The organism is Bartonella tribocorum (assembly GCF_002777915.1).
Classification (GTDB): Bacteria; Pseudomonadota; Alphaproteobacteria; order Rhizobiales; family Rhizobiaceae; genus Bartonella; species Bartonella tribocorum_A.
Genome location: NZ_NJGE01000052.1, coordinates 1 through 2,744, shown reverse-complemented (window position 1 = coordinate 2,744; position 2,744 = coordinate 1). Strand labels below are relative to the sequence as shown.

At 39.9% G+C, this 2,744-nt stretch carries 1 pseudogene; it reads left to right on the top strand.

Annotation, left to right across the window (positions count from 1 at the left end):
* Positions 1 to 2,744, top strand: a pseudogene (locus CER18_RS10140) (hypothetical protein); the annotation flags it as partial.

The following is a 2,744-nucleotide window of genomic DNA, read 5'->3' as shown; positions in this document are numbered from 1 at the left end:
GGATAAAACTCTCACCGCTCTCCACAATGTTGCTGATGGTAAGATTGTTGAAAATTCCCATGATGTGATCACAGGTGGCCAGATTAATGCAATTGGTGGTGATATTGCAAAATACTTAGGTGGAGGTTCCGCATTTACGAATGGTGCATTTACACAGCCAACGTATAAATTATCGGAGGTTTCTGAAGAAGGGCATGTGAAGTCAAAGGACTTTAATGATGTAGGAAGCGCCTTTACAGGTCTTGATGATAATATCAAGAATGTCAATAATCGTATTAAGGAAGTATCTCAAGGAGTTGCACAAGATTCTCTAAATTGGAGCAAGGAAGCAAATGCCTTTTTAGCGCAACATGGAAAAGAAAGTAGTAACAGCAAAATTACATCTCTTGCCAATGGTAACATTGCAGAAAATTCCACGGATGCAGTAACAGGCGGTCAGCTTTATACCTTAGGAAGCACTGTTGCACAGAACTTTGGTGGCGGCGCTAAGTATGAGAATGGTGAGTGGACGGATCCTAATTTCAAGGTTAAGCAAATCGGTTCTGATGGCGATATTACTGAAGAGTCGTATAAGAATGTAGCGGAAGCTTTGACTGGTGTTGGTTCTTCTTTCAAGAGTGTTCATGATGAAATTAGCACTATGATAAGTAATAGTCTTGTAAAGCAAGATGCTACAACGAACCTCATCACTATTGGTAAAGAAGTCGCTGGCGGTGAAATCAATATTGCCAACAAAGATAAAGAAGATCGTAGGCTTTCTGGAGTTAAGGCAGCAGAGAAGGGTAATGAAGCGGTTAATAAAGAGCAATTTGATAAAGGCTTGAAGGATCTTTCTMACAGYCTTCARTCRGAWGATTCAGCGGTTGTTCTTTATGATAAGAAGGACAATGGTGAGAYTGACTATACGARTRTRACYTTTGGWAAAGGYCAARAWGCATYYCCTGTTKCTYTWCAYAATGTTKCSGATGGTAAGATTGCTGARAATTCMCRTGATGCRRTTACRGGCGGTCAGATTAATACTATCTCTCAAGATGTTGCWMAGTTCTTAGGTGGTGAAGCATCCTTTAAAGAAGGTAGCTTTACAGGYCCAACTTATAAACTGTCTGATGTTTCTAAAGACGGTCAGGTTACGGATAAGTCCTTTACTGATGTTGGCTCTGCATTTACTGGACTTGATACGAATATCAAGAATGTTAATGATCGTATTAAGGAAGTCTCAGAGGGTGTTGCACAGGATTCTTTGAATTGGAGTAATACTGATGATGCTTTTGTCGCTCAGCATGGGGAAAAAGGAAAAACAAATAGCAAGATTAAGTATCTTGCTGGTGGAGAAGTTTCCGCTACTTCAACAGAAGCTATTAATGGTGCCCAGCTTTATGAAAGCAATGATAAGGTTGCGAGCTATTTAGGCGGTGGAGCAGGTTATAAAGATGGTAAATGGAGCGCTCCAAGCTTTACGCTGAAAACGTTCAGTGAAGGTGGTAAGGAAGTTACGGAAAAGACATATAATGATGTTTCTTCAGCTTTTGCAGGCATTGATGCGAATTTTCAAAGTGTGAATAAGAATATTCAGAACATCGTTAATGATTTTACTGAACAAGTCACGAATATTACACAACATGTTCAAGGTGATGCTTTATTATGGAGCAAGACTGACAAAGCCTTTAGTGCGCAACATGGAGAAGGTGATGAAAAGTCAGATCGCAAGATTACGCATATTTTAGATGGTGCTGTTTCTAAGGGTTCTACGGATGCAGTAACAGGTGGCCAGCTTTATTCGCTGAATGAGCAGCTTGCGTCGTATTTGGGTGGTGGCTCTGGTTATGATGAGAAAGGAAAATGGAGCGCTCCTACCTTTAAGGTTAAGAAATTCGATGATACTGGGAAAGCAACGGAGCAAGAGTATAAAACTGTTTCTGAGGCCTTTGAAGGTGTGAATCAATCTTTCACGAATATTCATAATGAAGTGAATGAGCAAATTAACCAAGTTGTAGGAGATAGCCTTGTTAAACAAGACCAAGGATCACGTGTTATATCGGTTGGTGGTGAAACGAGCGGTACTCAAGTTAATTTTGCCAATGTTGATAAGGCTTCTCGGACACTTTTAGGTGTAAAAGATGGTACGCTTTCAGCAGAATCGACAGAAGCAGTGAATGGTTCCCAGCTTTATTCGATGAATAATACGTTAGCGAGCTATTTTGGTGGCGGTGCTGAATATAAGGATGGCAAATGGACTGTCCCAAGTTTTAAAGTCAAAACAGTTAAGGGTAATGGTGAATCTGAAGAGCAAGAGTATAAGAATGTAGCAGAAGCTTTAACTGGAGTTGGTACGTCTTTCACGAATATCAAGAATGAGATAAGCAATCAGATTAATCATCTTCAGTCAGATGATTCAGCGGTTGTTCATTATGATAAAAAAGAAAAAGATGAAATTGATTATACGAATGTGACTTTCGGTAAAGGTAAGGGTTCTACAGCTGTAGGTCTTCACAATGTTGCTGATGGTAAGATTATCAAGGGTTCCCATGATGCAATCACGGGTGGTCAGATCAATACCATTGGTGAGGATATTGCAAAGTTCTTGGGAGGAGAAGCATCTTTTAAAGATGGTGGTCTCACACAGCCAATTTACCAATTATCAGATGTTTCTAAAGACGGTCAGGTTACGGGTAAGTCCTTTACTGATGTTGGTTCTGCTTTTAGCGGGCTTGATACGAATATTAAGAATGTTAATGATCGTATTA